The sequence below is a fragment of the Desulfomicrobium baculatum DSM 4028 genome, assembly GCF_000023225.1.
Classification (GTDB): domain Bacteria; phylum Desulfobacterota; class Desulfovibrionia; order Desulfovibrionales; family Desulfomicrobiaceae; genus Desulfomicrobium; species Desulfomicrobium baculatum.
On the sequence record NC_013173.1, the window covers coordinates 1,301,286 to 1,314,118 of the forward strand.

8 protein-coding genes are annotated in these 12,833 nt (G+C 58.5%); 7 read left to right on the top strand and 1 reads right to left on the bottom strand.

Annotation, left to right across the window (positions count from 1 at the left end):
• Positions 1–227 precede the first annotated feature (227 nt).
• The 6 genes from DBAC_RS06020 (at position 228) to DBAC_RS06045 (ending at position 10,083) form a co-directional block, all read left to right on the top strand.
• The gene (locus tag DBAC_RS06020; RefSeq protein ID WP_015773386.1) at positions 228–1,004 is read left to right on the top strand and encodes a TVP38/TMEM64 family protein; all 777 of its coding nucleotides are present in this window, start codon (positions 228–230) and stop codon (positions 1,002–1,004) included.
• Positions 1,001–3,274 carry a hypothetical protein gene (locus tag DBAC_RS06025; protein ID WP_015773387.1) on the top strand — a complete coding sequence of 758 codons (2,274 nt, stop codon included), beginning with the start codon at positions 1,001–1,003 and terminating at the stop codon, positions 3,272–3,274. Before DBAC_RS06020 ends, DBAC_RS06025 begins: the two co-directional genes overlap by 4 nt.
• Complete coding sequence (locus DBAC_RS06030) at positions 3,271–4,566, top strand: glycosyltransferase (protein WP_015773388.1); 1,296 nt, start codon at positions 3,271–3,273, stop codon at positions 4,564–4,566. The genes DBAC_RS06025 and DBAC_RS06030 overlap by 4 nt, the downstream gene beginning before the upstream one ends.
• A 64-nt stretch (positions 4,567–4,630) precedes the next feature.
• Entirely contained in the window at positions 4,631–7,144 is a 2,514-nt protein-coding gene (locus DBAC_RS19500; RefSeq protein WP_015773389.1) for an endonuclease/exonuclease/phosphatase family protein, read from the top strand.
• Between the two features lie 54 nt (positions 7,145–7,198).
• Positions 7,199–8,728, top strand: a complete 1,530-nt coding sequence (locus tag DBAC_RS06040) for a mechanosensitive ion channel domain-containing protein (protein WP_218915595.1) — start codon at positions 7,199–7,201, stop codon at positions 8,726–8,728.
• A 56-nt stretch (positions 8,729–8,784) separates the two neighbouring features.
• Positions 8,785–10,083, top strand: a complete 1,299-nt coding sequence (locus DBAC_RS06045) for a DUF2254 domain-containing protein (protein ID WP_218915596.1) — start codon at positions 8,785–8,787, stop codon at positions 10,081–10,083.
• A 390-nt stretch (positions 10,084–10,473) separates the two neighbouring features.
• Here the strand turns inward: DBAC_RS06045 and DBAC_RS19505 are convergent, their stop codons facing one another.
• Positions 10,474–11,097: a BON domain-containing protein gene (locus DBAC_RS19505; RefSeq protein ID WP_015773392.1), complete on the bottom strand. Its 624-nt coding sequence runs from the start codon at positions 11,095–11,097 to the stop codon at positions 10,474–10,476.
• 775 nt (positions 11,098–11,872) lie between these two features.
• Between DBAC_RS19505 and DBAC_RS06055 the strand changes: the two genes are divergently transcribed.
• Positions 11,873–12,706, top strand: coding sequence for an ion transporter (locus DBAC_RS06055; RefSeq protein WP_015773393.1), 834 nt, complete (start codon positions 11,873–11,875; stop codon positions 12,704–12,706).
• The last annotated feature ends 127 nt before the right edge of the window (positions 12,707–12,833 follow it).

Below are 12,833 nucleotides of genomic sequence, written 5' to 3' on the forward strand. Positions count from 1 at the left end.
CACGGCTGCCCGTGTTGATGAGGAACAGACTTTTTGGACACGGCTTCTCAATCATGATATGGATGAACTTCATGGTATCTTTTTCGGTTTGCGAAAAAAGAGTATTTGAAATCGCCATTTGATTGATTTGATTAATATATTGAGACGAAATCCGGCTTCAAAATCTCCTTCACATGTAAGCTGGTTTGGTCTTTTTGCAACAGGCTTACAACGCAGACAAAACGAAAATGATCAACTCCGACACCAATGCTTCCGCGCCTTCCTCCTTTACAGGCTTGAAAAGACCCTTGCTGGGGATCGCGGCAGGTATTGTGTTCGTCGGCCTCGTCCTCGTAGTGCTCGTTTATTTCGATCTTCACGAGCAGTTGGTCGTCTTGCTGGAATGGATAGACACGCAGGGTGCCATGGCGGCAGTCTACTTCATCCTGCTGATGGCGGCGGTGGTGGTGCTGTTGTTGCCGGGGATATTCCTGACCACAGGCGCCGGCTTTGTGTTCGGTCTCATCGAGGGAACCGTGCTGGTCGTGGCGGGTACTGTCCTCGGTGCGTCCCTGGCCTTCCTGATCGCGCGCCACCTGTTTGGCGAGCGCGCCTCGCGGTTCATCCTCAGGCGCAGCAATCTGCAGGTCGTCAGCGACGAGATGGCGCGGCACGACTTCAAAGTCGTCATGCTCACAAGGCTGATTCCGTTCTTTCCGGGCAAGATTTCCAATTATTTCTTCGGTCTGACAAAGTTCACCTTCAAGGGCTTCGTGCTGGGCTCGCTCATCGGTTTCATTCCGTTTTCGCTGCACAATGTCTACCTGGGCTCGATCGCCGCCGACCTGGCAAGCCTGAGCCGGGGCGAGGTGGAGCGTTCGCCGCTACAGTGGGCTTTTTATGGCCTGGGGTTCGTCGCGACGATCGTTGCGCTGCTCTATTTTAACAATCTGGCGCGGCGGGCTCTGGCGGCGTATTCGCAGGAAAGCGGCAAAGCGGGGACAGAAACCAAGGACAGCTCATGAAATTTTCGAAATGGACCTTTTGGCAATACCTCATCACGCGCGCCGCTCGCCGCCAGGGATTCCTGGATCCGATCGAACTGCTCGCGCGATTGCGCAGTTTCGCGCAGCCCTCCGAAGTGGGCGAGCCGGTCGAGCTCTTGCGTGCCGGCGTCGTGTTCCATGCGCGCGGCCTGATCAACAGCCGCGTGATCCAGTACAACCTGGACTGGGTGTGGCCTTACTGGGTCGAGCGCCAGTTCAATCCGAAAGACGAATCATTCATTCCACGCGCATTTTCGGTTTCGCATATCAATCTTACCCATCGCAACTGGACCGCGCTCGGTTATCCCGACTGTGAGGAATTTCCGCTGGTCGATCCGTGCGGCCTCCTGACGCCTTGCCTGGATGGCTGGTCGCTCGATGGCTGGGTCTGTACGGAAGAGGGGGGCAACCTGTTTCCATCGCGAACCCTGGACGCCACCCAGCGGCAGGACCTGTCCAGCGGCCTGACGATCACGACACGGGTCCGGCAGGGGGGGCTGCTGCTTATCAGTACGGCGAGCGTCGAACTCGAGGACGGCAGGCCGGTGTGCGTGCTGACGCTGATGGGCCGGGCCGACACGCCGGCCTGGCTGGTGCTCGCCTTGCGCCCGGCCAATACGGAAGGGATCAGCTTCATCAATGATGTGGTTCTTTCCCCCGATCGCCAGGCCTGGGTCGTGAACGACGAACAGAGCGTCGCGTTCAGTGCTCCGGCGGAGCGCCATCTGGTCTCCGACTATGGCAATGGCGATGTCGCGCTCCATTTGAAGCAGGCCTATGCCGGCGCGGAACTCGATGAGCGAGGCGAGGGCAGCTGCGACCGCGGCATGGTTACGGCGGCCGCGCTGTTCGCGATACCCGAAGGCGGCGAAAGGGTTGTGACTGCCCGTATTCCACTCTCGCACACGTCAACGGCATCCGTACTGGCGGAGAATGCCTGGCCGGACCTGCGTGCAAGCGCGTGCACGCTGCAGTGCCCTGATCGCACGTATCAGGAGCTCTATGACGCGGCGATCACGTCGCTCATTCTGCATTCACCGGGCGATGTGTATCCGGGTCCATCGACCTACAGGCGTTTCTGGTTTCGCGATGCCGTCTACATCATTCATGCCCTGCTCTGTGTAGGTCTGGAAACGCGTGCAACACGCGCGCTGAGCCGCTTTCCCGAGCGGCAAACCCCACTCGGCTATTTTCGTTCGCAGGAAGGCGAGTGGGATTCCAACGGCGAGGTCCTGTGGATCCTGCACCGCTATCAGCAACTCACGGGCAAGAAACTGACCGCCGACTGGCACAACGTGATCGCACGCGGCGCGCGCTGGATCATGCGCAAGCGGCTTTCCGGCACGCTCGATGCGCCACATGCGGGCCTGCTGCCGGCCGGTTTCAGTGCCGAGCACCTCGGTCCGAACGATTATTACTACTGGGACGACTTCTGGGGCATCGCCGGGCTGCAGTGCGCCGGTGAATTGGTCCGCAGCCAGGATGCAGGCATGGCCGCCGAGTTCGCGCACGCCGCCGACGATTTCGCCGCGGCGGTGGACCGCAGCCTGGCTTCCTGCGCGCAGCGGCTGGGACGGCCGGGCATGCCGGCTTCGCCGTACCGGCGACTTGATTCCGGCGCCATCGGTTCGATCGTGTCCGGCTACCCCTTGCAGCTCCATGCGGCGGATGATCCACGACTGCTCGACTGCGCCGATTATCTGCTGAACGCCTGTTTCATCGATGGCGCTTTTTTTCAGGACATGATCCATTCCGGTCTGAACGCCTATCTGACCTTGCATGTGGCGCAGGTGTTGCTGCGCGCGGGCGACCCCCGGTACCAAGATCTGATGGACTCGGTGGCGGACCTGGCGACGTCGACGGGCCAATGGCCTGAAGCGATTCATCCGCAGACACGGGGTGGGTGCATGGGCGATGGCCATCATGTCTGGGCAGCGGCCGAATGGGTCCTCATGGTGCGCAATTGCTTTGTGCGCGAAGAGGGCGACCGTCTGATCCTGTGCTCGGGTATTGGCAAACGCTGGCTGCAGGAGGGCGGTCCCGTCGTGTTCGGCCCGGCTCCCACCTGCTTCGGACCGGTGTCCATTACCCTGCGTCCGCTCTCGGATGGCAGCGTCGAAATCGTCCTTAAGACGGCGTGGCACGCCCAGGAACCGGCCATCGATGTGCGCCTTCCCGGCCATAAGCCTGTCACGCTGGAACGCAATGCCGCCAACGTCATCCTGACAAGAGAGGAATCCTCTGCATGAACATAGCGTTACTCACCAATACCTTCACCCCGCACGTAGGGGGCGTGGCGCGTTCGGTGGAAGCGTTTGCGAAGGCGTACCGGGAGCTTGGTCATCGTGTGCTGGTCGTGGCGCCGGAATTCGAGGATGCGCCGGAGTACGAAACCGATGTCTTCCGCATTCCCGCGATCCAGCATTTCAACGGCAGCGACTTTTCGGTGGTGCTGCCGGTACCGAGCGGGCTGTCCGACAAAATGGAAGAATTCAGCCCCGACATCATCCACTCCCAGCATCCCTTCCTGCTTGGCATGACCGCGGTACGCATTGCGCGAACGCTCGATCTGCCGCTGGTGTTCACCCATCACACGCTTTACGAGCAGTATACGCACTATGTACCGGGCGATTCGCCGGCAATGAAGCGTTTCATCATCGAGCTGTCCACCCGCTATGCCAATCTTGCCGACCAGGTCTTTGCGCCCAGCGAGAGTATTCGCGACATCCTGATCGAGCGGGGCGTCACCTCGCCGGTGCTGGTGGTGCCGACAGGCGTCAATGTTGAGCGCTTTGCATATGGCAAGGGCCCAGACTTTCTGATGAAAAAACGCATCCCCGAAGATGCGTTCGTGGTGGGGCATATGGGACGCCTGGCCCCTGAAAAGAACCTGGAATTTCTCGCACGATCGGTCGTGGCCTTCATGAAGGAGCATGGCCAGGCGGTGTTCCTGCTGGTCGGTGCCGGACCGTCGCAGGAGGAGATCGAGCAGATATTTGCCGAGGCAGGCATGAGCGACCGGCTCTGCATGTGCGGCGTGCTGGTCAAGGACGACCTCGCCGATGCGCTCAATGCGATGAGCGTGTTCGCGTTTGCGTCGAAAAGCGAAACCCAGGGCATGGTCCTGACCGAAGCCATGGCTGCCGGCCTGCCGGTGGTTGCGCTCGATGCGCCAGGCGTCAGGGAAGTTGTGGTGGACGCGAGCAACGGGCGGTTGATCCGGGAGGAAACGGAGGAGGCCTTTGCCGCAGCGCTCCGGTGGGTGCATGCACGTTCGCGCGACGAGATGGACATTTTGATCGCTGCCGCGCGCGCCACGGCCGAAGCATTTTCCATGGCCGCTTCCGCGCGCAAGGCGCTTGCGGCGTATGAAAACCTGCGTCCCGATCCCGCCATCCGGCAGCATGAGGATGAGCTTGGCTGGGATCATGTCAGAGGGCGCATCAAGGCCGAGTGGGATATTCTGAAGACGCTTGCGCAGTCCGGCGATGAAGCCCTGAGCGAGAGCTTCTTCACCCCGGACAAGGAGATGAAGCGATGAGGCCGGACAAGCGCTGCACTGCCTTTTCAGGGCGTGGTGTCTGTGCCGGCGCGAGAACCGTTGCATGATCGGCAGGATCGAGGCGCGTCTGCGCCTGCTGCGTCGCAAGCTCAGCCGTACGCATTGGCTGCTGCGCTTCCTGCATCTCTCGACCTCCGAGGGGCCCGCGAACCGGCCCGGCCTGGTGATGGTGCAGATCGATGGTCTGTCTCTCGAACAGTTCAACCATGCCCTCAACAAGGGGAAGCTGCCCTTCCTGAAGCGCCTGATCAAGCGTGAACAGTACCAGGTGCATACCCAGTATTCAGGCTTGCCGTCTTCGACACCCGCCGTGCAGGGGGAAATTTTCTACGGGATAAAAACCGTCGTGCCGGCCTTTTCGTTCCTGGACCGGGAGAAGGGTGAAATGGTCCGCATGTTCGAGCCGGCGACGGCGCAACAGGTGGAACACGAGCTGCGCGAACAGCTGGCCAGGGACGGCGGCGATGCGCTGTGCACGGGCGGCAGTTCCTACTCGAACGTTTTCGGTGGCGGCGCGGACCAGGATGAAGCGCATTTCTGCGCCTCGTCGCTGGGCTGGGGCTCGGCGCTGCGGGCCGCCAACCCCTTCGCGCTGCTGTTCATGCTGGTCGCCAACATCAACAGCGTGATCCGGATCCTGATTCTGCTGGTCGTGGAACTGCTGATCGCGCCGGTCGATGTGGTCCGCGGCCTCTACAACGGCCACAATTACATCAACGAACTGAAATTCATCCCGGCCCGGGTTGCAATCTGCGTCCTGCTGCGCGAGCTGTGCGTGATCGGCGGCAAGATGGACATACAGCGCGGCCTGCCCATCGTGCACATCAATTTCCTGGGCTATGACGAACAGTCCCACCGCCGTGGTCCAGGCTCCTTGTTTGCCCACTGGACCCTCAAGGGCATCGACAACGCCGTGGAACGGCTGTGGCGCGAGGCAGCCCATGCGCCCAGACGGCATTATGAAGTGTGGGTCTATTCCGATCACGGCCAGAGCCGGACCACATCCTATTTCAAGCAGCAGGGCTACACTATCCTGAAGGCGGTCAATGCGGCGTATGCCGGCCTCGATGAAGGAGTGCCGATTGCCGCAGGCAGGAAACGCGCGCCCAGTGTGGAGGCACAGCGGGCCAGGTTGCTCGGAGGCGGCAAGGCCCGGCATCTGATCCCGGTAAAGACCACCGGCGGCGACGAGAGCAACGGCAAGGTGCAGGTCGCCGGACTTGGTCCCGTCGCTTTTGCCTATTTTCCCAAAGCGCTGGAACCGGCCGAGCTGGCCCATGCGGCGCGAGCCCTGGTCACCCGGCACAAAGTGCCCGCGGTCGTGACCGGCCGAGGCGAAGAGCACGTGCGCGTCTGGACCGCGGACGGGGAATTCCTGCTGCCGCAACAGTCTGCGGAACTGTTTGGCGAGGATCATCCGTTCATCGATGTCATCGGTGAAGATCTGGAAAGACTGTGCCGGCATCGGCATGCGGGAGACCTGACCCTGCTCGGCTGGCGCAAGGGGGTGGCGCCGATCACCTTCGCCGACGAAAACGGTTCGCATGCGGGGCTGACACATGAGGAAACGCGGGCTTTCAGCCTGTTGCCCATGGATGCGCCGCTGCCGGACAGCACGCGTGGCTATCACCGGCCATGCGATCTGCGTGAAGCGGCGTTGCAGCACCTTGGCCGCCCGACACCGGCGACCCTCCCGAGACGGGCGCAGGCCAGGCGCGAGCGCAGTCAGGCCCCCCATTCGGAACAAGTGCGCGTGATGACGTACAACGTGCATAGCTGCGTCGGTATCGACGGCAAGCTTGCGGCGGAACGCATCGCGCGCGTGATCGCCCAGGCCAATCCGGACGTGGTGGCCCTGCAGGAGCTCGATGCCGGCCGTGCGCGCACGGGCGGCGAGGATCAGGCGCAGCGGATCGCGCATTATCTGGAGATGCAGCATCACTTTCATCCCCACATTCATGTCGAGAATGAAAAATACGGCGATGCGATCCTCACGCACCTGCCCATGCGCATCATCAAGAGCGGGCCATTGCCCGGACATCTGCCGGGCGGCAAGCTGGAACCGCGCGGCGCGATCTGGGTCGCCATCGATTTGCACGGCACCGAGGTGAATATCGTCAACACCCATCTGGGACTGACCTCGCGTGAGCGCGTGCTCCAGATCGAGGCCTTGCTGGGCGATGACTGGCTGGGCCGACTGAACGCAGACCAGCCGGTCATCCTGTGCGGCGACTTCAACTGCGTGCCGTCATCGAAGGGCTACAAGCTCATGCGCAGCCGATTTCTCGACGCGCAGGCGGAACTCAAAGAGTATCGGCCGGTCTGCACGTTCTACAGCCGCCTGCCGAGCTTCCGGATAGACCATGTGTTCATCCAGCCCGGCATCCAGGTGACCGGCATCACGGTGCCATGCTCGGAACTGGCCAAAGTCGCCTCCGACCATCTCCCGCTGATCGCCGATCTCACGATTCCTTGCCCGGATGCTGCGTTTTTCGATGAACAACAAGGCACGGACGATACACGGGATATGACCGCGCGATCTCGGGTCGCATCTTGAATCTAGAATTTTCCGGGCCGTCATCAAACCCTTAAGACGGATGGGCAAGCGCTAATGGACGATACAGGCCGAATGATCCAAGACAGCAGAGAGGACAGGTCGAGCGATCATGGAAGAACTCTTGAACATTGGTGGCCGTTCTGGGTTCGAACGTGGGGCTTTGCCTGGTCTCGATTGGCCCGGCTCATTTTCGCCGCCTTACTGTGCTGCGCCGTCCTAACATGCACCTCAGTTGCTGCTCAAGAGATGGACGGTAGCGAGGATGCGCAGGTGCCGGCGAAAGTTTCTGACGGTAAACCTGAGCCCGCAGGTAAAGTCGAAGTCCAACCCGTCGCCAAGGATGACCAGATCAGGCAACGAATCGCAAGTATTCTTAAAACGACAAGTTGGTTCGGTGAACCCAAGGTCACTGTCCAGGATGGCATCGTATTCCTGAAAGGAACCACGGAAAACGATGAATCCAAACAGTGGGCCGGAGATTTGGCGAAGAATACAGAGGGTGTGGTTGCCATCGTCAACCAAATCGAGGTGACCCCCACCACGGTTTGGAATTTTGACCCAACCTTTCAAGTACTGGATGAACTTACTCGTAGTTTCCTTCGCCTACTGCCTTTGATCGTGGTGGCGCTGGTCGTAATCGCTCTTTCATGGATCTTCGCCAGGTTAACGGTGTCCGTACTGCGTCGCGGACTTGTGAGGCGATCTCTCAGCCACCTTTTGCGCGAAGTAATGGCCCGGGCCGGCGGAATGCTTGTCATGCTTGTGGGCGTCTACCTTGTGCTCCGTATCGCCGGGCTCACACAACTTGCGCTTACATTGGTTGGCGGCACAGGCCTGATTGGTTTGGTGCTGGGCATCGCCTTTCGCGACATCACCGAAAATTTTCTCGCCAGTGTCTTTCTGAGCTTACAACAGCCGTTTCGTGAGGGCGATCTGGTAGAAGTAGCAAACGTCACGGGTTACGTTCAGCGGCTGACTTCTCGCACGACGGTGCTGATGACGCTCGACGGCAATCAAGTGCAAATTCCCAATTCGACCGTCTTCAAAAGCACGATCCGGAACTTCACAAGCAATCCCAATCGCCGCGAGGATTTCATGGTGGGTATCGGCTACGACGATTCCATCACTTTTGCCCAGGAAGTCACCTTGAAGGTGCTCGCTGAACATCCGGCCATTTTGAATGAACCAGAACCGTTAGTGCTCGTGGAAAATCTTGGACCGTCCACGGTAAACCTGCGTGTTTATTTTTGGCTCGATGGCGGACGACACAGCTGGGCGAAAGTCAAATCGTCCGTCATTCGGCACATCAAACGGGCCTTCCAGGATTCGGGAATCTCGCTGCCGGACGAGGCTCGCGAAGTTACCTTTCCTCACGGGGTGCCTGTACGCATGATAGAAAGGGAAGGGGCTGCGGAACCAGCCGAACCAGCCCTGGTGAAACCGACCGCCGAGCCTGAAACAGTCGCGACCAAGGCGGAAGCCGGCCTGCAAAGCGAAGCCAGCGAAATCAAAGAACAGGCGCGCAGTTCTTGGACCACAGGGGAGAATCTCTTAACTCCATCGTCGTCTGCGGACTCCAGCTGAAGGCTGGGAGTCGATCAAAGCGGGTGTGAAATCGGTATGGGAAAAGGTGAGTCTACTTGCAGCGACGCAGCGGCTACTATGCAGGAGAATTGAAGATGTGGGATCGCTTGAGTTTCGTCGTCCGGCATTTCCGCGAGCGGTTGTGGGTCAAGCCGCTCATCGTTTGTGTCCTGTCCATTGGCGCAGTTTTCCTTGCCAATCTCGTGGACATGGCCGAACTTGGCCGGTTGCTGCCGAAGATCACGCAGGAATCGATCGAAACCTTGCTCAAGATCATGGCGTCGAGCATGTTGATGATGGCCACCTTCGCCGTGGCCTCGATGGTGGCCGCTTATGCGTCGGCCAGCAGCGCCGCGACGCCCCGTTCTTTTCCGCTGATGATCGCCGATGATGTTTCGCAGAATGCGCTCTCGGTGTTTGTCGGCGCGTTTATCTACAGTGTGGTCGCGCTGGTTGCGCTGATGAACGGGTTTTATGTTGGAAGGGGCAGTCAGTTCATCCTGTTCTCCCTGACCATAGTTGTGTTTGTAATCATCATTATCACCTTCATCAGGTGGGTCGATAACATCGCCCGGCTCGGCCGGCTGGGACATACGATCACCAAGGTGGAGCAGGCGGCCGCTAAGGCGATTCGGAAGCGACATTCAGCGCCACGCCTTGGGGGCGTCGCGGCGTTCAGCCCTCCGGATGGCAGCCGGGCGGTCTTCGGAGCCATCGGTTACGTCCAGCATGTCGACACCGCCGCGTTGCAAAAACGGGCGGAGGCGTCGCGGCTGAGAATTGTCGTGGCAGCGTTGCCCGGCACCTTTTGCGCGCCAAACCGCCCTATCGCCTGGGTCATGCGGGAGGAGCCGGGCAATGTGTCCGACGAGGACGCCGAAGCAACCGCGGCCGCGTTCGTGATTGGCGACTCCAGGGTCTTTGAGCAGGATCCGCGGTTCGGACTGCTGGTCCTGTCGGAAATCGCCAGCCGCGCGCTTTCGCCTGCGGTCAATGATCCGGGGACCGCCATCTGCGTCACGGGCACATTTGTCCGCCTGTTCGTAATGTGGAACGAGCGCGGCGAGGCGGATGACGATTCCACGGTGCTGTTCGACCGCGTCGCGGTGCCGGAATTGTCCATGGCGGACATGTTCGACGACGCTTTTACCGGGATCGCCCGAGACGGAGCGGGCAATGTCGAAGTGGTCGTGCGGCTGCTCAAGGCCCTCGATTCGCTTGCCGTTGTCGGGGACGCGGCGATGCGCGACAACGCGCTGCGGCACGCCCGTCTCGCGGTGGTCCGCGCCGAGAATGCAATGCAGATTCCCGACGATCTCAGAGTCATACGGGAGGTGGCCAGGTTTGCAGCGTGAAGGGAAAGGCCGAACCAAGCGGTGAACGGGGGCTGACGAGAGTGCGGCTATGGAGATCATGGCCTCGGGGTGGCGGCCCGGTTGTGGCAGCCGGCAAACTCACCATGACCAGAAACCGCATCATCTAACAAAAGCCACTCGCGGCGGATGGCTTTGCGTCTTCCAATTGCATAGCGGGGTCACTGAAGGCGCATAACCCCACAGGAATCCACAAAAAAAAGGGCTTAAAACTTTTTAAGCCCTTGATTTTTTTTGGCGAAGCCTAAGTGGCTTGTTTCCGTCTATTTGAGGGAGGTTGCGCCACTATTCAGAATGATTCTTTTTCGGTTTGATCAGCGTTGTTTTTGCCGCAGCAATAAACGCCTCGTGTTCGTCTTTTGTCACGAAGGACTAAGGAACGATATTAATTTCGCTCTTGACGTTGTCCTTCCCCGCGATCTCAGCTGCCAATTCTTCTACGGCCATTTTTTCTTGCTCGGAAGCCACGGGGCCTTTTAAAGTAACCACTCCGTCAATCGTAATAATTTTTACATTGTGAGCGTTCATCGAGAGAGCTTTGTCCTTCATGACGCCTTGACGGATTTTTTGAGTCAGTTCACGATCCTGTTCGCTCTCTCCTTGCTGGTCAGCGGTGACTCCGCCGGGCGACATGTATCCCTTACCATGCTTGGTGCTGTTCTGCTGGTCAGCTTTGACTCCACCCATGTATTGTTTATTATGCATGGTATTATTTTTCTGATCAGCATCGACTGCGCCGGGCGACATGCCTTGTTGATTATGCATGTTATTGTTTTTCTGATCAGCATTCATTCCGCCGGACGACATGCCTTGTTGATTATGCATGTTATTGTTATTCTGCTCAGCATTCATTCCGCCGTGCGACATGCCTTGTTTGTTGGTTTTCGTATTATTATTGTCAGGGGACTGTGCGAAACCGGTTCCTGAAATAGTCATCCCGCCGATAAATACGACCGATACGAGCAGGGCCATAAAAACTAATGCTTTGTTAAACATACACATCTCCTTTCCTTATAGATTTATTCAGTTGAAAGATTGTCGTGGGAGGGTTTATTGCTGCGGCAAAAACACGTCGATCGGGTCGGCGAAAATGAGTACGAATAGTGGTCTACCGTGTTACGGGGCTTTTCAAGTTACCACTCCGGCAATCGTACTAATTTTCGCATTGTATGAGTTTGTTCAGCAATCCTTGTCTTGATGACGGTTTGATTTTATTTTTTGAGTAATTTACGCTACTGTTTGGTTCCGCTTTGCTGCTTAGCAATGACTACGCGGTGCAACATGTAACCTGTTACACAGGTATATTTTGCAACGTAATTGCGTAAATTTTCATTCATCAGTTTCAAATCATGAGGCAAGGCGCGTGCCAGATCGAAATTGTGAGCACGTTCTTCTGCAACAGTTCGTCTTTATGATTAAAACGGGCGTGGGTAAGCGAATACAACAAGGGGTAATTGCCAGCAGAATCCGCGATATCTAACGTTTATGCGGAATCTTGAGGGTTTTTAAAAGCGACAACAGCACATATTCAACCCGGCCATGCCGACGGTTGAGCGCTTGCGTGTAGACGCTGTTGAGTTGGCTACGGAAGTCAACGAGCAGCTCTTTAAAATGGGCCAAATCCTCATTCGCGTCACACAAGATATTGACAAATTTAAAGCTGGATGAATAATAATTTTCATAAAAATCAGCGGACTGTCATGTTGACGAAGTCCGGATACAAACACTGTTCGGAGGCGGAAGGGCCGTAGGCCGGACACGGGGGAACCCGATGAGCGAAGTGAACACCAGCGAGAATCCTGACCCGAAGACCACGGCCAAGGAGGATCTGAGAGCGCAGCGATACGAACTGCTCCAGCAGCTGGAGGACTGGCTCGAAACGCCGATGCTGGTTCTTGCATTCGTATGGCTGGCGCTGCTGATCGTGGAGTTGATCTGGGGCGAGAGCCATTTATTCTACACGATCGGCACGGTCATCTGGGTCGTCTTCATCCTCGACTTCGCGGTGAAATTCGCCCTGGCTCCGCAGAAGGGTGCATTCCTCAGGCGGCACTGGCTGACCGCCATTTCGCTGCTGCTCCCGGCTCTGCGTATCTTTCGCATATTCCGGATGTTTCGGCTGCTTCGCCTGGCTCGCGCGGGGCGGGGTCTGCGTTTGCTGCGCGTCGTCAGTTCGCTGAACCGCAGCATGAAGGCCCTGAGCGCGAGCCTCAGCCGACGGGGTTTTGGCTATGTGATCTCCCTCACGGTGCTGGTCACGCTCGCCGGGGCGGCCGGGATATACACTTTCGAGAAAGAGGCGCTTGGCGGCCCAGACACCTACGGCGAGGCGCTGTGGTGGACCTCCATGATCATGACGACGATGGGTTCGCAGTACTGGCCGCTGACGGCCGAGGGGCGAGTGCTGTGCGTTTTTCTGGCGCTGTACGCTTTTGGCGTCTTCGGCTATGTGACAGCGGCCCTGGCCACCTTCTTCGTCGGTCGCGACGCGGAGAATGACGAGGCCGAGTTGGCCGGGGGCAAACAATTGGCCGCGCTCCGGGATGAGGTTATCGCCCTGCGTGATGAGATTCGCGCCCTGTCGCGGCGTTCGCCAGGGTCATGAAGTGTTATGGAGAAGAACACAGGAATTTGGGACACAGGGAAGGTGTCTCATGATTCGGAGTCCTTCCGTGTCGATGCGGTTCACGTCCGGGCTTACCTGCGGCGCATGTGGGTCCGTATTGCTCCAG

Bases quoted from the DNA above. Each gene is read 5' to 3' on its own strand.
- DBAC_RS06040 (WP_218915595.1), top strand. From the start codon at position 7,199: ATGGACGATACAGGCCGAATGATCCAAGACAGCAGAGAGGACAGGTCG.
- DBAC_RS06020 (WP_015773386.1), top strand. From the start codon at position 228: ATGATCAACTCCGACACCAATGCTTCCGCGCCTTCCTCCTTTACAGGC.
- DBAC_RS19500 (WP_015773389.1), top strand. From the start codon at position 4,631: ATGATCGGCAGGATCGAGGCGCGTCTGCGCCTGCTGCGTCGCAAGCTC.
- DBAC_RS06055 (WP_015773393.1), top strand. From the start codon at position 11,873: ATGAGCGAAGTGAACACCAGCGAGAATCCTGACCCGAAGACCACGGCC.
- DBAC_RS06030 (WP_015773388.1), top strand. From the start codon at position 3,271: ATGAACATAGCGTTACTCACCAATACCTTCACCCCGCACGTAGGGGGC.
- DBAC_RS19505 (WP_015773392.1), bottom strand. From the start codon at position 11,097: ATGTTTAACAAAGCATTAGTTTTTATGGCCCTGCTCGTATCGGTCGTA.
- DBAC_RS06025 (WP_015773387.1), top strand. From the start codon at position 1,001: ATGAAATTTTCGAAATGGACCTTTTGGCAATACCTCATCACGCGCGCC.